The sequence below is a fragment of the Mesorhizobium sp. dw_380 genome (genome assembly GCF_018588885.1).
In the GTDB taxonomy this organism is placed as follows: Bacteria; Pseudomonadota; Alphaproteobacteria; order Rhizobiales; family Rhizobiaceae; genus Mesorhizobium.
Genome location: NZ_JAFFIW010000026.1, coordinates 51,688 through 76,228, shown reverse-complemented (window position 1 = coordinate 76,228; position 24,541 = coordinate 51,688). Strand labels below are relative to the sequence as shown.

At 62.6% G+C, this 24,541-nt stretch carries 19 protein-coding genes and 1 tRNA gene; 6 read left to right on the top strand and 14 right to left on the bottom strand.

Translation table 11 applies throughout. The features are described from left to right. Positions 1 to 88 precede the first annotated feature (88 nt). The gene (locus JT360_RS22685) at positions 89 to 592 is read left to right on the top strand and encodes a helix-turn-helix domain-containing protein (RefSeq protein WP_250889000.1); all 504 of its coding nucleotides are present in this window, start codon (positions 89 to 91) and stop codon (positions 590 to 592) included. 17 nt (positions 593 to 609) lie between these two features. Here the strand turns inward: JT360_RS22685 and JT360_RS22680 are convergent, their stop codons facing one another. From JT360_RS22680 to JT360_RS22655, 6 genes are all read right to left on the bottom strand, one after another. Next, positions 610 to 2,127, bottom strand: coding sequence for a CapA family protein (locus tag JT360_RS22680; protein WP_502845484.1), 1,518 nt, complete (start codon positions 2,125 to 2,127; stop codon positions 610 to 612). A 52-nt stretch (positions 2,128 to 2,179) separates the two neighbouring features. After that, on the bottom strand, positions 2,180 to 2,575 hold the full coding sequence (locus tag JT360_RS22675) for a DUF2958 domain-containing protein (protein WP_214474229.1): 396 nt from the start codon (positions 2,573 to 2,575) through the stop codon (positions 2,180 to 2,182). 429 nt (positions 2,576 to 3,004) lie between these two features. Then, positions 3,005 to 3,181 carry a hypothetical protein gene (locus tag JT360_RS22670; protein WP_214474226.1) on the bottom strand — a complete coding sequence of 59 codons (177 nt, stop codon included), beginning with the start codon at positions 3,179 to 3,181 and terminating at the stop codon, positions 3,005 to 3,007. 64 nt (positions 3,182 to 3,245) lie between these two features. Next, a complete protein-coding gene (locus JT360_RS22665) occupies positions 3,246 to 4,622 on the bottom strand; it encodes a DUF6538 domain-containing protein (RefSeq protein WP_250888999.1) in 1,377 nt (458 codons plus the stop codon). A gap of 114 nt (positions 4,623 to 4,736) precedes the next feature. Next, positions 4,737 to 4,813: transfer RNA gene (locus JT360_RS22660), tRNA-His, on the bottom strand. Positions 4,814 to 5,195: 382 nt separating this feature from the next. Beyond that, positions 5,196 to 5,654, bottom strand: a complete 459-nt coding sequence (locus tag JT360_RS22655) for a phasin (RefSeq protein WP_214474223.1) — start codon at positions 5,652 to 5,654, stop codon at positions 5,196 to 5,198. 248 nt (positions 5,655 to 5,902) lie between these two features. On the opposite strand from JT360_RS22655, the gene JT360_RS22650 reads away from it, so the two are divergent. Then, positions 5,903 to 9,808, top strand: coding sequence for a PAS domain S-box protein (locus JT360_RS22650; RefSeq protein WP_214474222.1), 3,906 nt, complete (start codon positions 5,903 to 5,905; stop codon positions 9,806 to 9,808). A gap of 268 nt (positions 9,809 to 10,076) precedes the next feature. On the opposite strand, the gene JT360_RS22645 is transcribed toward JT360_RS22650, so the two are convergent. Then, the gene (locus JT360_RS22645; protein ID WP_214474221.1) at positions 10,077 to 12,047 is read right to left on the bottom strand and encodes an acetoacetate--CoA ligase; all 1,971 of its coding nucleotides are present in this window, start codon (positions 12,045 to 12,047) and stop codon (positions 10,077 to 10,079) included. 237 nt (positions 12,048 to 12,284) lie between these two features. Between JT360_RS22645 and JT360_RS22640 the strand changes: the two genes are divergently transcribed. After that, positions 12,285 to 14,138, top strand: coding sequence for an AsmA family protein (locus JT360_RS22640; RefSeq protein WP_214474220.1), 1,854 nt, complete (start codon positions 12,285 to 12,287; stop codon positions 14,136 to 14,138). Positions 14,139 to 14,228: 90 nt separating this feature from the next. Here the strand turns inward: JT360_RS22640 and JT360_RS22635 are convergent, their stop codons facing one another. From JT360_RS22635 to JT360_RS22610, 6 genes are all read right to left on the bottom strand, one after another. Then, a complete protein-coding gene (locus JT360_RS22635; RefSeq protein ID WP_214474219.1) occupies positions 14,229 to 15,047 on the bottom strand; it encodes an ABC transporter permease in 819 nt (272 codons plus the stop codon). Next, on the bottom strand, positions 15,044 to 16,012 hold the full coding sequence (locus JT360_RS22630) for an ABC transporter permease subunit (protein WP_214474247.1): 969 nt from the start codon (positions 16,010 to 16,012) through the stop codon (positions 15,044 to 15,046). Before JT360_RS22630 ends, JT360_RS22635 begins: the two co-directional genes overlap by 4 nt. A gap of 8 nt (positions 16,013 to 16,020) precedes the next feature. Next, the gene (locus tag JT360_RS22625) at positions 16,021 to 17,160 is read right to left on the bottom strand and encodes an ABC transporter ATP-binding protein (protein WP_214474218.1); all 1,140 of its coding nucleotides are present in this window, start codon (positions 17,158 to 17,160) and stop codon (positions 16,021 to 16,023) included. Positions 17,161 to 17,237: 77 nt separating this feature from the next. Further along, positions 17,238 to 18,335, bottom strand: coding sequence for a polyamine ABC transporter substrate-binding protein (locus JT360_RS22620; RefSeq protein WP_214474217.1), 1,098 nt, complete (start codon positions 18,333 to 18,335; stop codon positions 17,238 to 17,240). Positions 18,336 to 18,647: 312 nt separating this feature from the next. Continuing rightward, complete coding sequence (locus JT360_RS22615; RefSeq protein WP_214474215.1) at positions 18,648 to 19,601, bottom strand: DMT family transporter; 954 nt, start codon at positions 19,599 to 19,601, stop codon at positions 18,648 to 18,650. Positions 19,602 to 19,737: 136 nt separating this feature from the next. Next, a complete protein-coding gene (locus JT360_RS22610) occupies positions 19,738 to 21,180 on the bottom strand; it encodes a helix-turn-helix domain-containing protein (protein WP_214474212.1) in 1,443 nt (480 codons plus the stop codon). A gap of 238 nt (positions 21,181 to 21,418) precedes the next feature. On the opposite strand from JT360_RS22610, the gene aceA reads away from it, so the two are divergent. From aceA to JT360_RS22595, 3 genes are all read left to right on the top strand, one after another. After that, a complete protein-coding gene (gene aceA / locus JT360_RS22605; protein ID WP_214474210.1) occupies positions 21,419 to 22,708 on the top strand; it encodes an isocitrate lyase in 1,290 nt (429 codons plus the stop codon). A 57-nt stretch (positions 22,709 to 22,765) separates the two neighbouring features. Then, on the top strand, positions 22,766 to 23,008 hold the full coding sequence (locus JT360_RS22600; RefSeq protein ID WP_111546723.1) for an SMc00767 family acetate metabolism repressor: 243 nt from the start codon (positions 22,766 to 22,768) through the stop codon (positions 23,006 to 23,008). 276 nt (positions 23,009 to 23,284) lie between these two features. Then, positions 23,285 to 23,692 carry a response regulator gene (locus JT360_RS22595; RefSeq protein WP_250889002.1) on the top strand — a complete coding sequence of 136 codons (408 nt, stop codon included), beginning with the start codon at positions 23,285 to 23,287 and terminating at the stop codon, positions 23,690 to 23,692. A 79-nt stretch (positions 23,693 to 23,771) separates the two neighbouring features. On the opposite strand, the gene JT360_RS22590 is transcribed toward JT360_RS22595, so the two are convergent. After that, positions 23,772 to 24,482 carry an HAD family hydrolase gene (locus JT360_RS22590; protein WP_214474208.1) on the bottom strand — a complete coding sequence of 237 codons (711 nt, stop codon included), beginning with the start codon at positions 24,480 to 24,482 and terminating at the stop codon, positions 23,772 to 23,774. Positions 24,483 to 24,541 lie beyond the last annotated feature (59 nt).

Genomic DNA, 24,541 nt, shown 5'->3' with positions numbered 1-24,541 from the left:
GTGTATTAGGTGACAATTAACTTCAGAGAGTCGACACAACTGCGACAGCCTCCTTCGAGGATGACCCGGTGGAGCATCGAAGGCATTGTTGAAATCGAAACATTCCGACCTCTTCCAGACCAGGGCAACTCCTGATGGAGCGGGTAGCCCTCATCCCGCCGATCAGTATGTGGGCAGACAGATCGCAACTGTTCGCGTTCAATCAGACGTTTCTCAGGCTCAGCTTGCCCGGGCGATAGGCATCAGCTTTCAACAGCTCCAGAAATACGAGAACGCCAAGAACCGCGTCAGCGCATCCATGCTCTACGAAATCGCCAGCTCATTGGACGTCCCCGTCAGCCGCTTCTTCGAAGGCCTGCCCGGAAATGACGAGACAAGCCGTAACGCTTCGCCACTGCCAGTCGATGAGCGCATCGACTTTATCGCCAGCGCGGAAGGCCGGCGCCTGATCAAGGGGCTGATGCAGCTTCCTCCACGAGTGCGTGGCCGGCTCTCAGCTCTGATAGCCGCCTTAGGAGAAGAATTGGGATTGGGCGACTCGGACGACGAAACGGCCGACGGGTACTCGCCGGCCGAGCGTAAGATGGCCTGACAGCCCATCAGGACATGTCAGCCGTATTTCCGCGCAGCGGGAACATCGATGCGACCGCTGGATCCGGAAAGCGCTATATCGGTACCGAAGACCCGCGAACGGGTTGCAAACCCCTCAAGGATATTTCGCGCGGCGCTCCCGATTGCCGCATTGGGAACCAGCCTGCCCGTTGCCGATCCGGTAGACTGCGCGTCCACGCCGACGACAACGGGCAGGAGGTCTATCCCTTCAAGGCTTCCGCTCACGTCATACCGGCACGCTGCGACGATGCTTTGCCAGACTTCCGGCGGGTCCCATTCGTTTTCGTCGGGGTGCACCTGGAAAAGGAAGTTTCCAAGGCCATAGAAGATCGGCGCGCCATTGTAGATCTCCAGCGCTTGAAGCACGGGAGCGCCGTGACTGACGAAGAGGTCCGCCCCGGCGTCGACGCACGACCGGGCAAATGTCTGCACCCAGCGCGGCACATCCTGCCAACCTGGTTCCCAATGGTGATGATGCAGATAGGCGACGACGAAGTCGCCTTGCGCCGCCGCCTGCCGGATAGCGGACAAATGGACGGCCGCGCTCTGAGAGTCGACGTCGACGATGCGGCCGAAGTTGGCCGCTTGCGCAAACACAGTGCCGAAGAAATTGATCTCCTCGCCGCTCGTCACATCCGGTGGATCCTCCGGTTGCGCATAGTTGGCGAGTTCGAAGGGGGTGCTTTGCAGATGTTCGCCAAGCCTTGCCAGTCTGCGGAAATGCCCGTCTGGCACCCCAAACTTTCGAACGGTCTTCAGTTGGTTGACGCCTGGGCGAGCCGGGCGAAACACTGTGCCGTTCGCGGCATACATGTTGGCCGGGCCTGGGCCTGCATCAATGGCAAGAAGTGCGACCTCGCGCGTCCCAAGCCGGCGGCGTCCCGGTAGCGCCGCGCCTGCCTCGTCCGCCCCTATCCCAGCATGTAAGAAGCCGCGCGCCTCCACCTCCTCCAGGGTATTCAGCACGCCGTGAGGACCGAGATCGAAAGCGTGGTTGTTCGCCAGTGCAAGAGCGTTGAAGCCGATTGCCTGCAACGCGTCCAGCACTTCCGCTTTGGAATAGCCGAAGTACTTGCCCTTGGTCGGCCAACCGCCATGCTTACCGAGGATCGTCGACTCGAAGTTGGTGAAAACGAGGTCGCCCTGCCGCGGCGCGCGTTCGATGTTCTCGGCGAGCGAAACCTCCTCGGCCAGAAGCGCGCCGGATGAACTGCCGACAACACAGGGAACGGGTGCGGTCTTGGCGAGCCGCTTCTGCTTCACCAGCATTTCGAGTGCACGATAGCGGCGACCGCCAGCCGGCACCTCGAACATGCCGGTTTCTTCACCAGCGGCATCGAGCACGGGACGTACATGGATGCTCTGGATCAGGCCTCGGCGGGCGATCGAGGCTGCCAGGTCCTCGATCGAAACGCCTGCCTTGATGCGCCGGACGTTGGTCTGGGCAAGCACCAGCTTGTTGAAAGGAATGTCGCGCGAGGACGACAGCGTGATTTTTTGAACCGCGCTAGCCATAGGGTTTTCTCCGCGACGGGCGCCGAGAGCCTCTCTCTCAGCCCTGAACCCGTCACGAAAATCCCCTCAACCCTCTTCCTCTTCTTGCCTCGACGCTGGCTCGGCGGCCGCGCGCAGCACGCGTTCGGGGGATGCTTCCGGCCGCGCGGGCAGCTTGGACATAGACCGAGATCAGGCGGCGGCCGACGAAAAGAATGCGCTGTGCGATGCCAGTTGACTGGCTCGAAGAAAGCTTGCGGGGGCGAATGAGAATCTGCGCCGCCAATGCGTCATGGAAGAACCCAACAACCCAGCGACAACGGCGCTGAATCCAAGGTTTGCCTTCGAACCTGAATACGTCTGGCACACCATCGTTGTATCTCATCGACTTTCGCGCCGGCACCGTCGGCGCGCCAAGAAAGAACGGCGCATAAACCGCAGTCCTGCGCGCGTCCGCAACAACGGACATTGTCGCGCGCAGGACGGAGGAAATTCGCCCCCGCCGCGGGCGGTGATCAGGACAGCCGTAGGAGCGTCAGCATAGCGCCGGCCGCAGGACGGGACGCGGGACCGACTGTCCCCGTCCGCGGTGGCCCGCATAACGCTTGCGAATCGGCGTTGCGCTTGATGACATCCCTATTGTGCGTGCCTGGGCACAATACTGTCGACGACATAGGTGCGCTCCGGGTGGGTGGCGGCGCGCAGGCCTCCAAACATCCGCCCTTGTCGATAGAGACGTCAACGACAGCCGGGCCTTCTTGATACTGGACAGGACTGAGCGCTGCTATTGCCTCTCCACCTGCGGCGTCCGCGATGAGCGATCCGTCCTAAATACACGCTAGCGCCGCTGTTTGCCGCCCGAGCCACAGGCACACCTTCTTTCCCGATCAAAGTCCGTCTACGCAGAAGTTATGCTGAGTTCGCGGATGCACAGAAAGAAGCGGTCGTGAGGCGGCACGTGCGCGCTCCTGAGCATGTCACTGCAGAACGCATCGAGCGCGTGCTCGACCGCGTCGCCGAAATTATTGTCGCGCGAGGCGACCAGGGCGAGGCATGGCTTCCGTTGTACGACCATTTGGAACGAGCCCTGCAGGACCATCGGGCGAAGGAAGAACGTCTCGAAGAAGTGCGCCAGCGCGTCATACGATCGCGAGGTCGAATGGCAGCGCGATCTTCCTGAGTTCTTCCTGCCACATCTTCATGTCGCCGCCCTCGCCGTATCTCGGACGATCGATGGTGTGACCCATCAGCATGCGCCGAAGCTCCTCGTCCAGCCTGGCGTTTTTCATCCGATCTTCAAACGAATGGCGGAGCGAGTAGACAGTATGCTCGCTTGTCGGAAACAGCTCGTGTTTCTTGAAGTGTTTATTCAATGTGGCCGACAACTGAGCCTCGCGATCCTTGTAGCGGGGAAAGCCTTTCGGATGCCCCTTGAATACCTCAAGCGCTACGCCGACCAACGGCACCCTACGCACCGAGGAGGCCGTCTTGATTTCACGCGGATCCTCAGGATCCTCGCGCGGCTCAACCGAGATATGCGGCACGTCGTGGTCGAGATGGATGACCCCTGCATGCAGGTTTGCGAGTTCGCTGGGCCGACACCCGGTTTCGATGAATGCCAGGACGATACCTCGGGCCTGGTCATTGAGTTCTGTCAAAGCACCCGGTGCGAGGATCTTGTCCTTAATCCAGTCGGTCGGGAACGGCGGCCGACTGCGTTTTGACTTGTCTTTGAACGAGAGGTCGGCAAATGGGTTTTTCTGTTCGGGGAACCCCAGATGGCGATAATAGTCGCGGTATAAGGTTCGGAGGTTGCCCATGTTCCGGTTGCCGGTCGACGCCGAGCGGTCGCCCGCGCCCTCCTCTGGTGCCACGCGGTCCAGCCAGTATTTATGAACTTTGCGCGCGTCATCGCGCGTGATCTGGCTCATTGGCTTGTCTTCGACCAGTTCGATGAAGACGTCGACGCTCATCTTACGCTTGGCCTTCCAACGCTTGCGCTGATCAGGACTTTTCGTGCGCAGCTCGTCACGGACGATCTCGGAGAAATATAGCTGGAGTGCGTCGGATATCTTGTCGTCTGGCGGCGCCACCATGCCGGTGACAGCGTCGACGACGGGAGATTTTGCCGGCTCGCCAGCGATACTCTCCACGCGCCGCATGATGGTCTCAAGCGGCTCGGAGGCGAGAATTTCGCCCAGTGGCCGGTAGACGAATCCAAGCGATTCTGCCCGCTTCATGGCCAGCTTGTAGCGGACCTGCGCGGCTTGAGGATTTTCTCCAAGCAGCAATGCAGCCCAGAGTCCGTTATCCGCAGCCTCGTGGAGGTCGCGCGCGGTTCTGGCCTTTGACTTGTCCTTCGTGTCGAGCGATCGGCGCACGAATTCGCCGCGCTCATCGAGGCCCCTGACCTCTGTTGGGACCCGTCGTCGGTAATGGAAATAACCGCCCCTCAGGTGGAGGTAGCGATCAGGATCTTCCTCTTCGCGCCTTCGTCCCACGCTCGCCGATACCATTTTGTATCACAATAGGTAGCACAATTTGTGACACAAAATTGCCTCGTCAGCAATCCTCCAAGCCAAAAGGCCTAAGTTTTGCGAGTGAAATCAGCAGCTTACGGGAGAAGCCGATGGTACCGTTGGCTGGGATCGAACCAGCGACCTCCGGATCCACAATCCGGCGCTCTAACCAGCTGAGCTACAACGGCACATTTGCCTGGGCGGATCGCGGCGGAAATTCGTTCCGCTGATCCGCTCTGTCGTTCGGCGATGCGTCCTTACGGGCTTATGGATTTTAATTCAAGGCTTTTGCAAAGCAAAGGTCACTTGCCCACATCGGCGCGATATCGTTCGGACAAGGAAACGCGATATTGTTCGGACAAGGAAACATTGGGCAAAGAAAAAGGCCGGCGGGAGGAGGTGCCGGCCTTTTCCTGTTACGAGCCAGCGGGAGGAGGTGCTGGCTGGTCACCCCGGAGGTGGAGGGAGGAGGTTCCACCCGCCGGGTATTCGTTGATGGCTGCCATCATAAGCATGATCGGTCTAAGGAAAATGCGACCTTTTGTTGCATCTTCCGATCATGCGCAAATATTAGGCAGCCTTAATGTCTTTCACTGCCTTCTCGAAGGCGGTCTTGATCGGCTTGGAGACGTCCTCGGCCGCCTTGGAGGCAACAGCCTGGAAGTCCTTGGCCTGATCGACGGTCATCTCGACGCGCTTGCGCAGGAAGGCGGTCTGCAGCTCGACGACTTCCGACAGCGACTTGGCACCGATCAGGGCTTCGAGATGCGAGAAGCCGGCTTCGGCATTGGCGCGCAGCGCCGCGATGGTCTTGAGCGACAGGTCGCTGGAAACAGTCTTGGCGGTCTCATAGGTCGACTCCAGAGCCTTCTGGGTCTCCTCGGCGCCGGTCTTCAGCTTGGCATAGGCCTCCTTCGACTGCTCAACGCCCTTTTCGGCGAAAGCGCGGATCTGGTCGGTAGCCTTGGAAGCGTCGAAGCTCGGGAATTCAACGTTTTCGATCGTCTCGGCGGTCTTGGTCCTGGACATTTTCCATCCTTTTCAGCGGCAGCGGCTTTGACAGAAAGCCGTCTCGTTCATGTATGATGGCAATATAAAGGCAAATTTTGTGCATTGCAATATCTTTGTTGCAGTGCACAAAAAATTCTTTTTTGCCGTTAACCACAAGCCGAAATTCCAGCCTTTGCACGTTCTGGCTTGTGGACCTTCGCGGCTCCGGCTTTTATTAACAAAGTGTTAACTGCAATTTCGCCGCTCCGTGAGGGTTCGCCAAGCGCATGCCGTCCGAATATTCCTTCCTCGACGTCGCCGTGCTCGACGCGGTCCGCCAGCGCTTTGCCGCCGGCGACGCGATCGCGATCCTGTCGGTGGACCTGGAGCAGGTGATCTGGGCCAATGGGCCGGGCGCCGCAATGTTCGGCTATCCCGACATCGAGGCGATCATCGGAGCCTCGGCGCGATTGCCGCTGATCGCCCGCCGCCAGATCATGGCGACCAGTGGCTTTCCCGAGATCGGCAGCGATCGCGCCATCCTGGTACGGCTGGCAACCGGCATGACCAGCCGTGCCGTCGGCTTCCTCGCCAGTGCCGTGACGCTGCCCGATGGCGAAAAGGCGATCATGCTGGCGGTGCCGGCGGTACAGACGGGCTCGCGCAGTGCAGCCGAGATCGCCAGCCGGGCGATCAGCGGTTTCACCGAAGACGGCCATTTCCTCGCCTTCATCGATGCCAAGGGCAATGTCGAGGCCGCGTCGGACGGGTTTTCAGGGCTCGACATCGAACCCGCGACACTGGCGGCTCTGGTGGCCGATGTTGCCGCCGAGGGCGAGCGCATCGTCAAGCGCCTCGTTCCGGGCGGCAAGACATCCTACCCCGCCGGCCTCGCCCGGCTGACGCCGGAGCGGCATCTCCTGGTGGTGATCGATGAGGACCAGCTCGAGGACAATGCTTCCGTTGACGAGGCTTCAACGGATGAACAAAATGCGGTTGACGGCGCTGTAGCAACGATGCCGGACGGCGAAGGCGCTAGGTTCGAGTCTCGCCAGGACAACCAGCCCACGGCAGATATGTCGCCGACGGAGAAGACCGGGCAGCAACCCGCCCCTTCGGAGGTCGTCGCTGGAGACAGCCCGAAACCGGCAGCGCAGGATGAGCCGGCGACAGGTGGCACGCCGTCGCAGCACGACCATTGGTATTTCAATGCCGGCGAGCACGACCGCCAGCCCGCGCGTGACGCTGCCACACCCGGCGGCCCGGAAACAGGGACCAGACAAGCCGTCGCCGACGCCTCCGTGGAAAGTGGCAGAGCGGACATCCAGGCCACCTCCCCGACCGCATCGACGGCAACTCCAGCCGCCCGGACGATCGACCGCTCGGCGGCGCCGATGCGTTTCGTCTGGCGCACCGACGCCGAGGGCAAGTTCAGCACGCTGTCGCCGGAATTCGCCGACATCGTCGGCAAGCCGGCCGCCGACGTGATCGGCCGGCGCTTCAGGGATGTCGCGGCGGCCTTCGGCCTTGACGCGTCCGGCGAGATCGCCGGCCTGCTGGAGCGGCGCGACACCTGGTCCGGCCGCTCCGTGCTGTGGCCCGTCGTCGGCACCGACCTGAAGATCCCCGTCGACCTGGCGGCCTTGCCTGTCTATGGCCGCAGCCGCGCCTTCGAAGGCTTCCGCGGCTTCGGCGTTGCCCGTCCCAGTGACGCGGTCGTCGATCCGGAAGCAATCGGCATGGCGCTGGTGCCCAATGGCGAGGCGCCGGCGGCGCCAGCACCGGAATCCATCGAAGCTCCCGCCGAAGAGCGGAAGGCCGAGGAACCGAAGGCGGCGGATCCGTTCAAGGGCGAGGTGCCGGCGCTGACCATCGTGCCGAAGCCGGAACGGCGCTTTGCCGACAAGGTGATCCGGCTGGCCGAACACCGGCAGCCGGCCAACGACAAGGGGCTGTCGACGCTGGAGCGCAGTGCCTTCCGAGAGATCGGCGAGCGGCTGAAGAAGGACAGTTCGGCGGCCGAGCCGCCGCGAGCGAAAAAGCCCGGCGTCGAAAGCCCAACCGAACTGGCGGCAGAAATATCCGCTGAACCTGTGGCGGAGGCAGAGGCGCCTACCGCGAAGACGGACATTCCGGTCGATGCAGCCGGCGAGGTTTCGGCGGCGGACCATGCTGCAACGCCGCCCGAAGAGCCGCAGGATGCCGGCGAACCCCCGACGGCGACAGAGCCCGAGGACGCGATTCTGGCCGAGCCCTCCGAGACCGAGCTGGATGCCGAGGACGAAGCGGATCTCGCACGGCTCGACGGCGTGGACGAAGCGGCGCGTGCGGAAACCGACACCTCGCCCGGCGCAACCGGCTCGCTGCTCGACTATGCCGACCGGAGCGACGAAGCCGGTCCTGTCGCGGACGGTGACGAGCCCGTCGCCACAGATGCCGAACCGGCTGCCGCAGATGCTACACATGAGGCTGTCGACGACGACAGCATGACATCAGCCGATTTTCGCGATGCCGAGGACAATGAGGACTGGGCTGACGGCAACGGGGCCGCCGCGCCTGATGGGCAGGCGGTCGCGCAGACCGGTGAAAGCGCCGGCGGCGCCGTCGAGAGCCATGCCGGACGACCACGCCTGCAAACGCCGCCGCTCAAGACCGAAGGGATTGTGCCGTCGGCGTTTTCCGTCGGAGACGAGAGCAAGGCACCCGATACCTCGCTGCTCGGCAAGCTGCCGGTGCCGCTGCTCATCCATTCGGGCGACCAGTTGCACTATGCCAACGAGGAGTTCCTGAACCTGACCGGCTACGCCGCGCTCGAGGATCTGGAAGATGCCGGCGGCCTGGGCGCGCTGTTTGCCGATCCCTATGCCGATGACGGAGCTTCCGACAGCAGCGACCACGCATTGCGGCTGAAGACGCGCGATGGCCAGGAATTCCCGATCGATGCCATCCTGCGCTCCGTTCCCTGGCGCGACGGCAAGGCATTGATGCTGGTCGTGCGCCGTTCCGGCGAGGACGAGGCGCCCGCAGCCCTGCATGTGATCGGCGAGGAGCCGACTCAGCCCGACATTTCCGAGCTCAAGGCGCGCATCGCCGAGATGCGCACCATTATCGACACCGCGACCGACGGCGTCGTGCTGATCGGCAGTGACGCCACCATCCGATCGATCAGCCGCCCGGCCGAAGCGCTGTTCGGTTTCGACAGCGACGAGGTGACCGGCAAACCGTTCGCCTCGCTGTTTGCCATCGAAAGCCAGCGCACGGCGCGCGACTATCTCAGCGGACTGTCCGAGCCCGGCGTGGCGAGCGTCTTGAACGACGGCCGCGAGGTGATCGGACGCGAAGCGCAGGGGCGCTTCATCCCGCTGTTCATGACAATCGGCCGGCTGCCCAACGACAGCGGATTCTGCGCCGTGGTGCGCGATATCACCCAGTGGAAGCGGGCCGAAGAGGATCTCACCCAGGCGCGCGCGGTGGCCGAACGGGCTTCCTCGCAGAAGACCGATTTTCTCGCCCGCATCAGCCACGAGATCCGCACGCCTCTCAATGCCATCATCGGCTTTTCCGAATTGATGGTCGACGAGAAGTTCGGACCCGTCGCCAATGACCGCTACCGCGACTATCTGCGCGACATCAACCGCTCGGGCAATCATGTGCTCGATCTGGTCAACGACCTCCTGGACATTTCGAAGATCGAGGCCGGCCAGCAGGAGATGGCCTATGAGGCAGTGTCGCTCAACGACACGCTGGCCGAGACCGTGGCGATGATGCAGCCGCAGGCCAACCGCGAACGCGTCATCATCCGCTCCAGTTTCGCCTCACGGCTGCCGGAGGTCGTGGCCGACCTTCGCTCCGTGCGCCAGATCGCGCTCAACATCCTGTCGAATGCCATCCGCTACACACAGGCCGGCGGCCAGGTGATCGTCTCGACGGCTTATGAAACCTCGGGCGATGTCGTCATGCGTGTGCGCGACACCGGCATCGGCATGAGCCCGGCGGAGATCGAACAGGCGCTGAAGCCGTTCAAGCAGATCAATGCGCTGAAGCGCGGACGCGGCGACGGCACCGGCCTCGGATTGCCGCTGACCAAGGCGATGGTGGAAGCGAACCGCGCCCGCTTCACCATCAATTCGACGCCCGGCGAAGGCACGCTGGTGGAGGTTGCTTTTCCCTCGACCCGGGTGCTGGCGGAATAGGCGACCGCTTTCAACCAGCCCGCTCCCGTAAAAGAAAAGGCGCCCAAGGGACGCCTTAAGAGATGGGATTGCTGTCACAACGGGGGCTTGAGCGAATTCAGATCCTCCGGGGGCTGAGGAACGGGATTTCTCCCTCAAGTTACGTGCGACTATCGGGGTCGGCCCTTAACAAGTCCTTACCGGCTCGCCGAAAAATTTACGAATGTGTACCACTCGTGAAATCTAGGTAAATTCGAGTGACAGATTTGGTTAACCATGCCGGCTGGGATCACTGGGCGAGCTGCGGCAGGTTCCTGAACAGCTCCAGAGCTTCCGGGTTGGCAAGCGCTTCCTTGTTCTTGATGGCGCGGCCATGCACCACGTCGCGCACCGCAAGTTCGGTGATCTTGCCCGATTTGGTGCGCGGAATATCGGTGACGGCGACGATTCTCGCAGGCACATGGCGGGGGCTCGCGCCGCTGCGGATCTTGGCGCGGATGCGTTTTTCCAGATCCTCGTCGAGCGTCACACCCGCGGCCAGCCGCACGAACAGCACCACGCGCACATCATTGTCGAAATCCTGGCCGATGCACAGCGCTTCCAGGATCTCCGGCATCTGTTCGACCTGGTTGTAGATCTCCGCCGTGCCGATCCGCACGCCGCCGGGGTTGAGCGTGGCGTCCGAGCGGCCATGGATGATCATGCCGCCATGCACGGTCCATTCGGCGAAATCGCCGTGGCACCAGACATTGTCGAAACGCTCGAAATAGGCCGCGCGATATTTCTTGCCGTCGGGATCGTTCCAGAAGCCGATCGGCATCGACGGAAAGGCCTTGGTGCAGACCAGTTCGCCCTTCTCCTGCCGGACCGGCCTGCCGTCGTCGTCCCAGACGTCGACGGCGAGGCCAAGGCCGGGCCCCTGGATCTCGCCGGTCCAGACCGGTTCGGTCGGCACGCCAAGCACGAAACACGAGACTATGTCCGTGCCGCCGGAAACCGAAGCCAGGTGCACGTCCTTCTTGATGCCGTCATAGACGAAGCGGAAATCCTCGGGCGACAGCGGTGAGCCGGTGGAGGAGATCGCCCGCACAGTCGACAGACCATGGCTGCGGATCGGCTTGAGACCGGCCTTGCGCACGGAATCGATGAACTTGGCCGAGGTGCCGAAGAAGGTCATCTTCTCGACATCGGCGAAGTCGAACAGAACATTGCCGTCGGGGTAGAAGGGCGAGCCGTCATAGAGCAGCAGCGTCGCGCCGGAGGCCAGGCCCGACACCAGCCAGTTCCACATCATCCAGCCGCAGGTGGTGAAGTAGAAGAAACGGTCGCCGTCGAGCAAACCGGCATGCAGCCGGTGCTCCTTGACATGCTGGACCAGCGTGCCGCCGGCCGAATGGACGATGCATTTGGGAATGCCTGTCGTTCCGGACGAAAACAGGATGTAGAGCGGATGCGAAAACGGCAGCCGCTCGAAGCTGACGGGCTTGACGGCGAAGGGCGACAGCGCCTCCTCCATCGCCACAGCCTTGTCGATGGTGGCAGCCACGTCTACCGAGGTGCCGAGATAGTCGACGACCAGGACCTTTCGGACACTGCCGAGCTTGGCCGCAACCGCAGCGATCTTGTCTGCGACCTCGATTGCCTTGCCATTGTACCAGTAGCCGTCTGGCGCGATGAAGACGACGGGTTCGATCTGGCCGAACCGATCGAGCACGCCCTGCTCGCCGAAATCGGGGGAACAGGATGACCACACCGCGCCGATCGAGGCAGCGGCCAGCATGGCGGCGATGGTCTCCGGCATGTTGGGCATCATCGCGGCAATACGGTCGCCCTTCTTCACCTTGAGCGACAGGAAAAGCTGCTGCAGGCGCGAGACCAGGCCATGCAGTTCGTTCCACGACAGCCGCCGCTCGACCTTGTCCTCACCGCGAAAGACGATCGCCTCGCCCGCGCCGGTCTTCTTCAGCAGGTTCTCGGCGAAATTCAGCGAGGCGTCGGGAAAGAAAGAGGCGCCAGGCATCTTGTCGCCATCGGCGAGCACGTGCTCGCGCCGATCGGTCCCCTTGTCGCCGACGATGCCGCAGAAATCCCAGACGAGGCTCCAGAACGCCTCGCGGTCTTCGACCGACCAGCGGTGAAGCTCGGCATAGGAGGAGAATGTGGCGCCGGCTTTCGCTTCCGCGGCCTTGAGGAAGGCAGTCAATGGCGAAGCGTCAATCTGGTCTTGCGTCGGCGTCCAGAGCGGTACTTCGGCAGCCATGATCGATCCTCCCACGGTCGTCATCGCTTATGCATATCGCAGCGCAGCAGAGCAAGATTTTGTTGGGCGCAAGCGGTCGGGTGTGCGCAAATGCCATCGCCGGGCCATAAAGACTTGAAATGCGTCAGCCCTAAGTCGTACTGACGACTGGAAGTCGTGGTGACGACCGGAAGTCGTGTGACGACTGGGTTATACCCGTCGGACGATTTTTATCGGAATGGAAGCATACGGGGCGATATGCCATCATCCTTGATCCGCCGCGGAGTATGGGCGATCGGCGCTGCCGTGATCGTCATCGCTCTGGTGGTCGCCGCCCTGCCGCTGATTGCCTCGACGCGCATCGTGCGCGATCGCATCGCCTGGGAAATGAGCGCCTGGAGCGGGTTCCGGGTCGCCATCGATGGCTCGCCGCGGATTGAGGTCTGGCCGAAATTCCGCGCAATCCTGACCGATGTGACGCTGTCGAAGTGGACGGATACCGACGCGTCGCCAGTCGTCGAGGCTGAACGGGTCGAGGTCGACCTCTCGGCCATGGCGGCATTGCGTGGCGACGTGGAGTTCTCCACGGCACGGCTGGTGCGGCCGACGATCCGGGTGCAGCGAACGGCGGACGGTCTGTTCCTGCCCACGGCGCCGACCGGCGGCCGCATCGCGCGTTCCATCGATGCGGCGCGCGGCGTGGTCAGTGCCGATCCTGCCAAGCCCGATCTCGACAAGCTGCCCGCCGACACGTTCGGTACGGTGGAGTTCAGGGATGGCCGCATGGTTGCGTCCGTGAACGGCAAGGACGTGGAGATCCTGAGCAGCCTTAGCGGCCAGGCGACATGGGCGGCGATGAACAGCAATGCGACGCTGTCGGCAACCGGAATCTGGCGCGGCGAAAGCGTGACCGTCGATGCCGCCTCGCCGAAGCCGCTGGTGCTGTTTGCCGGCGGCATGGCGCCGCTCACCCTGTCCTTCAAGGCCGCGCCCGCCACCTTCTCCTTCGACGGCACGGCCAGCATGTCCGAAAACGCCTATTTCGACGGCCAGGTGAAGTTCGCGGCCCCTTCGCTGCGCCGCGTGCTGGAATGGTCGCAAGCCGGCATCGCTCCGAGTGCGGCGATCGGCTCCGTCAGCATTTCGAGCAAGGTCACCGCGTCGGCCGGGCGCGTCAAGTTCGAGAACACCGCGCTGTCGCTGGACAACAATCCGGGTATGGGCGCGCTGGACCTGTCGCTCGGCGACGCACAGCCGGTGATCTCGGGCACGCTCGCCTTCGACACGCTCGACCTCAGATCATTTTTGTCCGCCTTCACGCCGCTGGGACCGGCGAGCGGGGCTGGACCAGGTGACGCCGACACAAATTTCGCCGACCGCGTCAACCTCGACCTCAGGCTGTCGGCGGCGCATGCCACGGCGGGTGCCATCCAGCTAGCCGATGTCGCCGCCACCGCCCAGGTCAAGGATGGCCTTTCCGTCTTCGACATCTCCGATGCCTCGGCCTTTGGCGGCAACATCCAGACCAGCCTCCGCTTCGACCGTAAGCCCGAGGGGACCCAAGTCGAAATCCGGCTGCTTGCGTCAGATGTCGATGGCGGCGCATTCGGCACGGCGGCCGGAATGACCCGGCTGGTGCCGGTCGGCACCGGCACCGTTTCGGTCATCCTCAAGGGACCGGGCAGGACCTGGGATTCGATCTTTGAGAACGCGGACGGCTCGGTCTCGGCGACCTTCGGCCCAGGCGCGCTCAGCAAGTTCAACCTGCCGGCCTTTCTCAAACATACCGAACAGGGCGGCTTCTTCGCGCTCGACGACGTTTCGGACGGGACATTGCCGATAGACGGCGCCGAAGTGAAGGCAACCATTTCGAGAGGCGTGGCGAGGCTGGACAAGGCCGAGGCCAATTCGGCGAAAAACAAGATCTGGCTTTCCGGCATCGCCTCCTATGCGGGGCGTGGGCTGGCACTGTCCGGCGGCGTCATCCAGCCAGACCAGACGGCGGCGCAGAAGAACGGCCAGCAGGGGCCGAACCAGTCATCCTTCTTCGTCGGCGGAACGTGGAGCACGCCGTTCATTTCACCGATAAGCCGCGGCGTTTCGGGCGAATAGCCACGCGGTTTCGTTAAGTTGACATGATCTTATCCGAAAACCGGCTTCCATCCTCGGGTCAGGCCCGAGGGCATGCTTTTCGGATCCTGCTCACCCGCGCTGCGCGGCCCGTTCGTCGAGCTGGCGCTGCACCTCGCGCCGCTTGTTGGCGATCGAAGCGAGGATGACGCCGACCGCGACAACGGCGATCAGGATGGTGCAGGCGGCATTGATCTCCGGCGTCACACCGAGACGGACCTGGCTGTAGATCTTCATCGGCAGCGTCGTGGCACCCGGCCCCGAGGTGAAGCTGGCAATGACCAGATCGTCGAGCGAAAGGGTGAAAGCCAGCATCCAGCCGGACACGATCGCCGGCAGGATGACCGGCAGCGTGATCTGGAAGAAGGTCTTCGCCGGCGTTGCGCCGAGATCCATCGCCGCCTCCTCCAGCGAACGGTCGAAGGAAACCAGACGCGATTGCACGACGACCGCCACGAAGCACATGGTGAGCGTGATGTGGGCAAGCGTCACCGTGAAGAAGCCGCGGTCGAGACCGATGGCGACGAAGAGCAGCAGCAGCGACAGGCCGGTGATGACTTCCGGCATGACCAGCGGCGCGAAGACCATGCCGGAAAACAGCACCCTGCCCCTGAACCGCGTGTAGCGCGTCAGGGTCAGCGCCGCCAGCGTGCCGAGCACCGTCGCCACCGTTGCCGAAATCACGCCGACACGCGCCGTGACCCAGGTGGCATCCATCAGGCCCTGATTGTGGAACAGCGACACGTACCATTTGGTCGAGAAGCCGCCCCAGACGGTGACGAGTTTGGATTCGTTGAAGGAGAAGACGATGAGCAGCACGATCGGCAGGTAGAGAAAGGCAAAGCCCAGCACGATCGAAGTGACGTTGAAGCGGCTCCAGGTGGTGTTCATTTGTCCTGCTCCTGGGCCCTGGCCTGTGCCTGCTGGAAAAGCATGATCGGCACGGTCAGCAGCAGCAGCAGGATGACGGCGACGGCCGACGAGACCGGCCAGTCACGGTTGGCGAAGAACTCGTTCCAGAGCGTCTTGCCGATCATCAGCGTCTGCGATCCGCCGAGCAGATCGGGGATGACGAACTCACCGACGGCCGGGATGAACACCAGCAGGCAGCCAGCGATGACGCCGGGCAGCGACAGCGGGAAGGTGATCTTCCAGAAGGCTGATGTCGGCGGGCAGCCGAGATCCTTGGCCGCCTCGATCAGGGAATAGTCCATCTTTTCCAGCGACGAATAGAGCGGCAGCACCATGAACGGCAAATAGGAATAGACGATGCCGATGAAGATTGCCGTGTAGGTGTTGAGGATGACCAGCGGCTGGTTGATGATGTGCAGCGACAAGAGCAGCTGGTTGAGCAGGCCTTCGGGCTTGAGGATCCCGATCCAGGCATAGACGCGGATCAGGAACGACGTCCAGAACGGCAGGATGACCAGCATCAGCAATGTCGGGCGGATGGTGGCCGGCGCACGCGCCATGCCGTACGCGATGGGATAGCCGACCAGCAGCGTCAGCACCGTCGAAATGGCAGCGATGATCAGGCTGGTGACGTAAGCCTTGAAATAGAGCGCGTCCTGCGTCAGCCAGACGTAATTGTCGAAGTTGAGATTGCGGAACCTTTCGAAAAAGCCGGAAATACCCTCCCTGAAATCGAGCACCGGTGTGTAGGGCGGCATGGCGATCGCCGTCTGCGACAGCGAAATCTTGAAGACGATGACGAAGGGGATGAGAAAGAAGAATAGCAGCCAGAGATAGGGGACGATGATGACGAGCCGGTTGACGAAACCGGCGCCCAGGCGCGTCAGGAACGGCTTGGCGGCAGTCGATGGCATAGCGGCATCGGTGACGGCGATGTTGGACATATCAGCCACTACCGCGCCAGCACGACGCCGGCGTCGGGCCGGAAGGACACCCAGGCGCGGTCGTTCCAGGTCAGCGGATCCTCGGTCACGCGCGCCGCGTTCAAGGCGCTTGCCCGCACGATTTGCCCGTCGTCCAGCCTGACGTGATAGACGGTCATGTCGCCGAGATAGGCGATGTCGTAGACTTCGCCTTGCAGCGCGTTGACGGCATCGGCCGGCTTTTTTGACGAGACCTTGATCTTCTCCGGCCTGATGGCGAAGACGATATCGGCATTGGCGGCAGCGGCGCCGCTGTTCTCGACAACGATCTGGGCTCCGCTCGACCCGGTGATGCGTGTGGTGTTGGCCGACCGCTCGGCGACCTTGCCCTCGAACATGTTCACATTGCCGACGAAATGGGCGACGAAGCGCGACGTGGGGGCCTCGTAGACTTCCGCCGGCGTCGCCACCTGCATGACCTCGCCCTTGTCCATGATGGCAATGCGATCGGCCATGGTCATCGCCTCTTCCTGGTCGTGGGTGACGACGACGAAGGTCAGCCCGAGCTCCTGCTGCAAATCCATCAATTCGAACTGGGTTTCCTCGCGCAGCTTCTTGTCGAGCGCGCCGAGCGGCTCGTCGAGCAGCAGTACCTTCGGCCGCTTGGCGACCGAGCGCGCAAGCGCGACGCGCTGGCGCTGACCGCCGGAGAGCTGGTGCGGCTTGCGCTTGGCGAACTGCTCGAGCTTGACCAACTTCAGCATCTCGGCGACGCGCTTTTCGATATCGGGACTGGGCATGCCTTCCTGCTTGAGGCCGAAGGCAATGTTCTTCTCGACCGTCATATGCGGGAACAGGGCATAGGACTGGAACATCATGTTGACTGGCCGCCGATAGGGCGGGATGCCACGCAGATCCTGGCCGTCGAGCAGGATGCGGCCGGCGGTCGGTTCCTCGAAGCCGGCAAGCATCCTGAGCAGAGTCGACTTTCCACAACCCGAGGCACCGAGCAAGGCGAAGAACTCGCGCTCGAAGATGGCCAGCGACAAATTGTTGACGGCGGTGAAGTCACCGAACTTCTTGGTGACGTTCTCGAACTGTATATATGGCCTGGCGCTCGGGTCGTTCCATGGCGTGAAATCCCTGCGGATGCTGCCAAGCGATTTCATATCCCACTCCGTGCTGTTTTTGATGTCCCAACAGAAAGCAACCCCGGCAGCCAGCTGCCGGGGTCGTGTCATATGGCTTACTGGCCGGTGACGATCTTGGTCCAGGTACGGGTGATGACACGCTGGGTCTTGGGATCGTACGGCGAGACCGTATAGAGCTTCTGCAAGGTCGCGTCGTCAGGATAGACCGCCGGATCGGTCAGCAGCGCCTTGTCGACGAACTGTTGGGACGCCTTGTTGCCGTTGGCGTAGAGCACGGCATTCGACGATTTGGCGATCACTTCCGGCGTCATCATGTAGTTGAGGAATTCATGCGCTTCGGCGACATGCGGCGCATCGGCCGGAATGGCCATCTGGTCGAACCACATCTGGGCGCCTTCCTTCGGCACGGAATAGCCGATCTCGACGCCTTGCTTGGCGTCGACCGCGCGGTTGCGGGCCTGGAACACATCACCCGACCAGCCGACCGCCAGGCAGATGTCACCATTGGCGAGTGCATTGATGTACTCGGACGAGTGGAACTTCCTGATAAAGGGGCGGACCTTCATCAGCGCGTCCTCGGCCTTGGCGATGTCGTCGGGCGAGGTGCTGTTCGGGTCGAGGCCGATATATTTCAGCGCCGCCGGAATGATGTCGGCCGGCGAATCCAGCACGTAGACGCCGCAGTCCTTCAGCTTGGCGAGCCTTTCGGGATTGAAGAACACGTCCCAGCTGTCGATCTTGTCGGTGCCGAGCGCTGCCTGCACCTTCTTGATGTTGTAGCCGATACCGACCGTGCCCCACATGTAGTTGATCGAATACTCATTGCCCGGGTCGTATTTGGCGGTTCTTTGGGAAACCGTGTCCCACATGTTGGAGAGGTTCGGCAGCTTCGACTTGTCGAGCTTCTGGAACACACCGGCCTGGATCTGGCGAGCGAGGAAGTTGCCGCTCGGCACGACGACGTCATAGCCGCTGCCGCCGGCAAGCAGCTTGGTTTCCAGGATCTCGTTGGAATCGAAGGTGTCGTAGACGACCTTGATGCCGGTCTTCTTGGTGAAGTCGTCGATGATCGTCGGGTCGATATAATCGGACCAGTTGAAGACATTGACGACGCGGTCCTCGGCATGTCCGGCGGGCGTGAACAATGTCAGAAATACCGAGGTCGCCGAAAGCCAGAGCGCTTTGCGGATCATGCTATTCTCCTTTGGTGAGTGTTCCATCGCCGGCTCGTCGCGACTTGTGCGCGGCCGGGCATTTGCTTCAGACTATTGAGGTTTCCAAGGCACAACAAGCGCTGCTTGCGGCCGCGCAGCCGTCCCGGGCTGGGAGGAATCACGGCGCCGTCAGAAGCTTTCGCCGCCGCGCGGACAGAAATACAGAAACTTGGTCCGGTCTCGATCTGACCGGCAGGGAGACTTGGCAAGATAAGCCTGTCTTGTTGTTGCCGAGGTCCCAGCCTGCCCGGGCGGCAGTGACGTTGTCAATGGCAAAGCTTTAGCGCCGCATCAATTAGGCGACGGCACCCCGGTGACCCCAGCGCGTCTCGGCCGTGCCTGGCGCTTGAACTCGAGCCCGATATGGACAAGCAGCGCCGTGACCACCACCGCGCCGCCGATGATGGTGCGCCCGGACGGCACCTCGGAATGGATGAGCCAGACCCATATAGGCCCAAGAATCGGCTCGAACGTGCCGAGCAGTGCCGCGATGGCGGCCGGGATCAGGCGCGCGCCGGTGGCGAAGAAGGCGAGGCCGATGCCGAGATTGACCACGCCGAAAGCAAAGAGAAAGCCCATGTCGCCTGCCGAGACCGTGAAGGTCGATGCCTGCGAGGCGGCAAGGCCCGCGGCCAGGATGGTGCCGAGACAGGTCGCCGGCGTCATCCTCACGCTGGAGAACCGCCTTGTGATGACGGTGGCGATCGAGAACATGAACGCGATCAGCAGCGCCAGCCCGTCGCCTATGGGCGAGACGGCGCCATCGAGCGATTCCGACACCATGATGGCGACGCCGGCGATGACGGCGGCAATTGCCATCCAGGTCACGGCACCGACCCGTTCGCGAAACAACGCCCAGGCAAACAGTGCCGCCAGAAGCGGCACGCCGGCCTGCATCAAGAGGATGTTGGCGACCGTGGTGTAGGCGAGCGCCACGACGAAGGAAGTCGACGCGATGGCGAAGCAGAACCCCACGGCAAGGCCGGGCAGGCCCATGTCGCGAAACGATCTCAACATGCCGCGCCAGCCGTCTCGCCAGGCCATGAACGAGAGCAGGAAGGCGGCGGCCCAAACGGAGCGCCAGAAGATAACCGTCCAGCTGTCGCCGACGGTGATGAAACGAGCGATGGTGCCGCCAAAACTCCACATCAGCGCCGACAGGAAGACCAAAAGCATGCCGACGCGCTCCTCGCGCGGCGAGACTGTCGAGGTAACAAGGTTCGGTGATGATGCTGCGTCTGTCATGGGCGCGACTGTCGAGCTTTTGTGGACGGGACGATGCGCAAGGGACGACAAAAAACTGCTCTGTTCGCGTAACGCAAAGACTTGAGCAGCGGGTGATCCAGACACCGGCGACGATTGTGGCACCTTTGCTGCCGCGTTACTGGAAATCGAAGGCGCTCAGGCCCGTCACCATCTCGTCGAGGCCGAGCGGGCGCGTCACCGGCGGCTCGGCACGCGCCAGGCAGCCGACACGTTCGCAAAGCCGGCAGGCCGGTCCGACCGGCGTTGCCGCGACAGTGCCCGGCCCAGCCTTTGCGCCTGCGCCAGGCAATGCCGCGCCATAGACGATGTCGTCGCGAAAGCCGATGTCGCAGCCGAGCAGCAGCGCCGTGCGGCGCGGTCGTTCGGAGAACGCGCCTTGCGGCCCTTCCAGCGTGCGCGCGATGCACAGGAACTCGGCGCCGTCGGGCATTTCCACCGCCTCGACGAAGACCTGGCCGGGCTGGGAGAAGGCGACATGCACGGGCAGCTTGGGGCAGCCACCGCCGAAGCGGCTGTGCGGAAAGCCCTGGCTGCCGGCCCGGCGGAAGCGGTTTCCCGCATTGTCGACCTCCAGCATGAAGAACGGCACACCAGACGCGCCCTGACGCTGCAGCATGGTCAGCCGGTTCGCCGCCTGCTCGAAGGAAACGCCGAAGCGCGAGCGCAGGACATCGATATCGTAGCGGGCGCGAACGGCGGCGGCGTGAAAGGCCTGGTAAGGCATCATCAGCGCATGCGCGGCATAGCGGCCGAGTTCGAAGCGGGCGAGACGGCGGGCCTCGTCCGTGCTCGGCTTGAGCGCCTGGATCTCGCCGGCGACCGCGACCGTCATGCGGATCAGGCAGGCCTCCATCGCCACCTCACGCAACTGGTCGAACGGCGACAGCCGCTCGGACAGGAACAGGCGCTGCGAGTGGCGATCATAGCGGCGGCGCCAGTTCGGCATGGTGGCGACCGGCAGGACCTTGACCACGATGCCGTATTCGCGCTTCAGCCAGGCCTTGAGCGCGCCGGACAAATCGTCGCCGGCATCAAGCACTGATGTGAACGCCTCGGCCTCCTCCTCGAGTGCCGCAAAATGGTTCGGCCGCCGCTCGAAGATTTCGTGCACCTCGTCGATCGGCAGGCGGGCACCGGAAAGCGCCGTCGCCCGGCCCTCGCGCGCCAAAAGCTCGTTGAGGTCGGACAGGCGCTCGGCCTGCTCGCGATAGGCGCGGAACAGTTTTATCACCGCGGCGGAAGCATTCGGCGCCGCCTCGGCCAGCTCGATCAGTTCCTGGTCACCCGGCAATTCGCCGACCAGCAGCGGGTCGGTGAACACCTCCTTCAAGGCCGCGACCGAGCCCCTTGCCTCGCCCTGCAATTCGTGCGGATCGACCTTGTAGACGGACGCCAGCTTAAGGATCAGCTGGACCGTCAGCGGGCGCTGGTTGCGCTCGATCAGGTTGAGATAGGACGGCGAGATGCCGAGCCCCTCGGCCATCGCCGTCTGGGTCAGGCCCTTGGCATTGCGGATGCGGCGAATGCGCGGTCCGGCGAAGATTTTCTGATCGGCCATCGACTAGCCTTGACAAGAATTTACACAGCTCGTGGCAAACCCACGTCGCCCGACGCCTTTACAATCATGACAACTTTACAGAAGCTCTCTGTCAAACACAATACAGATTTTCCCTTATGTTCCACCACGTTTGTTGATTTATCTGGCTCATTCCGCGCCGAAATGTAAATTCAGTCACATTCCAACGAGCCAACGATTGGCCGCCGGCCACAAGCGCAGCAATCCTTCGGAGTGACACATGACTGATTTTTACAACCTCGTTCCCTCGGCACCTGAAGGTCGCTTCGACGGCATCGAGCGTCCCTACTCGCCGGAGGATGTGAAGCGGCTGCGCGGGTCGGTGCAGATCCGCCAGAGTCTCGCCGAAATGGGTGCCAACCGGCTGTGGAAGCTCATCCACGAGGAGGACTTCGTCAATGCGCTCGGCGCCATGTCCGGCAATCAGGCGATGCAGCAGGTGCGCGCCGGATTGAAGGCGATCTACCTTTCGGGCTGGCAGGTCGCGGCAGACGCCAACACCGCGTCCGCCATGTATCCCGATCAATCGCTCTATCCGGCCAATGCGGCGCCCGAACTGGTCAAGCGCATCAACCGCACCTTGCAGCGTGCCGACCAGATCGAGACCTCCGAGGGCGAGGGGCTTTCGGTCGAGACCTGGTTCGCACCGATCGTCGCCGATGCGGAAGCCGGCTTCGGCGGGCCGCTCAACGCCTTCGAGATCATGAAGGCGTTCATCGAGGCGGGTGCGGCCGGCGTCCACTACGAGGACCAGCTGGCGTCGGAAAAGAAGTGCGGCCATCTCGGCGGCAAGGTGCTGATCCCGACCGCGGCGCACATCCGCAACCTCAACGCGGCGCGGCTGGCGGCGGACGTGATGGGCACGCCGACGCTGGTCGTTGCGCGCACCGACGCGGAAGCCGCGAAGCTTCTGACATCGGATATCGACGAGCGCGACCAGCCCTTCGTCGACTACGATGCCGGGCGTACGGTCGAAGGTTTCTACCAGGTCAGGAACGGCATCGAGCCGTGCATCGCGCGGGCCGTCGCCTATGCGCCTCACACCGACCTGATCTGGTGCGAGACCTCGAAGCCCGATTTGGCGCAGGCCAAAAAATTCGCCGAAGGGGTGCGCAGGCACCATCCGGGCAAGCTGCTGGCCTATAATTGCTCGCCGTCTTTCAACTGGAAGAAGAACCTCGACGACGCGACGATCGCCAAATTCCAGAGGGAACTCGGCGCCATGGGATACAAGTTCCAGTTCATCACGCTCGCCGGCTTCCATCAGCTCAACTACGGCATGTTCGAACTGGCGCGTGGCTACAAGGCACGGCAGATGGCGGCCTATTCGGAGTTGCAGGAAGCCGAGTTCGCCGCGGAAGCCAACGGCTACACCGCGACCAAGCACCAGCGCGAGGTCGGCACCGGCTATTTCGACGCCGTCTCGATGGCGATCACCGGCGGCAAGTCGTCGACAACGGCCATGCATGAATCGACCGAGCACGCACAGTTCAGGCCGGCCGCCGAATAGCCGAACAGGAAACACCGAGGAAACGCCCAACAGGGCTTCAGACACAGGAGAAGACCAATGGCATCGATAAGCCGCGTCAAGGAACGGGCAGAGGAACAATCGACGACAATGACCGTCGACCAGCAGGCGACGATCCGTATGCTGGCCAACGACCTGCACAGGCTGAACCAGTCGGTGATGAAGGCGGTCGAGGCGGGCGTTTCGGTGGAACTGGTGCGCTCGGCCCGGCACCATGGCGGCGACGGCAATTGGGGCGATCTGCTGATCCCGGTGATCGTCACGCAGCAGAGCCATGGCTGACTCGAAATCATTGCAACCGGCCGTTCACCTGCGCAGTGTTTGCGCAGGTGAATTTTATTTTCATGCAACCAATCCGTGGACAGGGCAGTACAGTACCGTTGCTTGACTCCACTGTTGGAGGCGACCTTCCCAAGGCCTTTTATTTCAACTTGACATGGGGCGCGATCTCACGCCAATTGTCGCTCGGATTTCAACTCTGCATTGAAATGGGAGCGAGTTCTTGGCCGACTTGGGTGCCGTGTGAATCGTGACGGCGAGACCGCAAAACATCCGAATCTGGGAACCCGAGGTTCAAGCAGCGAGACGATCCACGATCCTTCGCAGGTGCTTGTCGTCGGAAAATCGCCAATCAATCGCGTGGTGGTGTCGAAGATTGTCGAGCGTTCCGGGCTCAGACCGATCTCGGAAGCGCCCGACATGGCGGTGAGGACATTGCGGTCGCTCGTGCCCGGCGCGATTGTGCTGGACGGCGGCCCCGACAACAAGGACTGCGACAATCTGATGTCCGGCATCGAAGCGTTGCGGCGTGCCTCGGGCAGATCGTTTCCTCCCGTGATCCTGCTTTCAACCAAGAATGGCACGCCGGAGAGCCTGGGCCTGTCTGATATCATCGATGTGGTGGTGGCCAAGCCGATCACACCCGAACGGCTGCAGCCGGTGATCGATCGCCTGATCGGCCGCTAAGACATTTCCGGGAAGAGGTCAGCAACGGCTTTCCGTCCGGAATTGTGTGAAAACAAACAGTTGAGGCCGACGATCGGCCTCACTTCATGACGCTTTCGACCAGCCCAGGCAATTGCCCGAGGTCGGATATCTGGCGGAACCGAGGCTCGGCGACCGGCGCCTCGACATGCTCGAGAACCCAGGTCAGTTCGTGCGGCACGTGGACGCCCCAACCGCCGGCCTCGATGGCCGGCACCACGTCCGATTTCAGTGAATTGCCGACCATCATACTTTTTGCGGGACCGTCGCCGTGGCGGCTGAAGAGGCGGGCATAGGTCGCGGCAGTCTTGTCGCTGACGATCTCGACCGCGTCGAACAGATCGCCGAGGCCGGACCCGGCCAGCTTGCGCTCCTGGTCGAAGAGGTCGCCCTTGGTGATGAGCACGATGCGGAACGCGCCGGCGAGTTTCTCCACCGCCTCGCGCGCATGCGGCAAGACCTCGATCGGGTGGCTCAGCATCTCGCGGCCGGCATCGAGAATCTCCGCTATGACCGAAGCCGGCACGCGCCCGTCGGTGACCTCGATCGCCGTTTCGATCATCGACAGCGTAAATCCCTTGATGCCGAAGCCATAAACGGCAAGGTTGCGCCGTTCGGCCTCGAGCAGTCGGTCCGAGATCTGTTTTTCCTCGCCGTGCTCGGCGAGCATGGCGGCGAAGCGCTTCTCCGTCATGCGGAAGAACTGTTCGTTCTGCCAAAGCGTGTCGTCGGCGTCGAAGCCTATCGTGGTCACTTCGCTATTGGTTCGCATCGTCGACTTCTTGTGTGCAGGGCAGGCCGACCCTAGGCCAATCCACGGGCTCTTTTCAA